Origin of the sequence: Streptomyces sp. NRRL WC-3549 (assembly GCF_000721935.1) — a bacterium.
Lineage (GTDB): Bacteria > Actinomycetota > Actinomycetes > Streptomycetales > Streptomycetaceae > Streptomyces.
Genome location: NZ_KL585434.1, coordinates 45205 through 47087 on the forward strand (window position 1 = coordinate 45205; position 1883 = coordinate 47087).

The 1883-nt window shown below is 65.4% G+C and carries 1 protein-coding gene; it reads left to right on the plus strand.

Annotation, left to right across the window (positions count from 1 at the left end):
* The first annotated feature begins 239 nt into the window (after positions 1 to 239).
* A complete protein-coding gene (locus tag IH13_RS39920; protein WP_158791430.1) occupies positions 240 to 1454 on the plus strand; it encodes a DUF4241 domain-containing protein in 1215 nt (404 codons plus the stop codon).
* Positions 1455 to 1883: the final 429 nt, after the last annotated feature.

Below are 1883 nucleotides of genomic sequence, written 5' to 3' on the forward strand. Positions count from 1 at the left end.
GGGTTCGGATCGCCGCGGCCAGGGCGTCGGGCACCAGGTCCGCGCGCATGTGGTCGGCGATCGCCCAGCCGGCCAGACGGCGCGAGGCGCGGTCGCCAGGGTGCGAGCCTCCCCAGTCCTCTGTGTCAGACCTCAGTGGCAGACTGCGGCACAGCGAAGTTTCGGAAGGGCAGGGCTTGCGGCTGGGGTCACCCGTCGAGCCACTGCTCGGGGGTGGCTGGTGCCACGGGGGGAGATGCGTGGCTGTGATCTTCGACAGTCTTGATGTGTCGTACGGCGAGGTGTGGGGTTCCTATCGGGGAATGACCCACCCGGAGCCGATGTCGCACGCACTCGCGGCACGTAAGCATGCTGCCGGGATGGATTACGCGGTTCTGCTGTCCGCGCAGCAGCGACCGCTGGCACTGGTCGAACGCTGGCCGCGTGGGAAGTGGCGTGTGTATCTGTTCGACGACAGGTCCTGGCGCATGCAGATGATCGACCTCGCGCCGCACCACACGGGGACGTTGCTGGTTCGTTGGAACACGCGGTGGCAGTTTTCCAACGAGCAGGAGTATGCGTCCGGGAAGTGGACTGTCCAGGAGACCACGACCGTCTCGGCCGACGGGCAGGTCGAGGTGAAGTCCAAGTTCGCCGGGCCGCGGGAGGCGTCGACAACGCCACTGCTCGCTGGAACATCCGACTCATCGAGCGTCCCCGTGCGGCGGTTCGCGGCGCCTGTTGAGGACTTCCTCTGTCCCGTTCCGGAATTCGGCGACTGGCAGGTGTTCGCGCCGTTCCTCGCCCAGCAGGGCCACGAGCCCGCCACGACCGTAATCCTGAACGACGTGTCGGTGAGCGAAGGATCGGGACCGCTGCGCGCCACCGGTATCGAGCAACTATTCAGCTCGGGTGCGTGCGACACCCGGGAGGGGCCGGCCGTCATCGAGCCCATTGACGTCGGCATGCTGCGGATCACATCAGGGCAGCTGGCGGTCTCGGACCCCGGCTGGATCAGCGACCTGCGGACCGTCGCTGTGCCAGTGGGCGAGTTCCCGGTCACCCTGTCACTTTTGCGCACGACGAGCGGAACCGAAGTCGCCGCGGCCAGAGTGACGTTCCTGGACATCCCTCCCCACGAGTGGGAGATGGCCCTCCGGCCCGACGAAGACCTGAGACTCCTAGGAGAGGGCCAGTTCTACGGGGTTGGCGTGGATACCGGCACGGCGGCTTTCATGGATGCGACACGGACGGTGGCCGAAGACCAGTTGGACGACGACATTTTCATACCCCTCGGCAGCGACAGCCAGTTCAGCGTCGAACTGCCCGGCGCAGAGCCCGAGCCGAACCTCATCGCCTTCTGTGCCGGCGAAGGCGACGGAGCTTACCCCGTCTGGACCGGCCGCACCGAAGACGGGCAGGTCAGTTGCGTAGTCGTCGACTTCCAGCTCCATTCCGCCAACGGAGCAGAGTGAAGACGTCATTTCTTATGGCTGTCAGAGCGGCATGAGAGCCTCCGTGCATCAGCTGCGACCTTGCTGTCGGGGAAGGCGAGAGGCCGGCGGATGGCAAGGCCGCCGGCCGGGTCTTCGACGACCTCGACAGCGAGGTGGAAGAGCTCCGTCCAACGCATCGCGGCTTACGTGGCCGCGTTGCTTGAGCGATGGTGCGACGTCACCGAGGATGAGGAAGACACCTCGCCTTGGTCAACCGGGTCATTGAGCGTTTTCAGCGTTGGCTTTCCAGGGTGAGGACGGGGGCCTTGACCCCTGATGTTGGACACCCGAGACACTGGATCCTGTGGATCTGAGAACGGATATCTCGTGGTCATGAAGAACTACCCGCCGGATTTCAAGGCGGACGCGGTCGCGCTGTAAGAGTCGCGGCCGGAAGCGACGATCAGG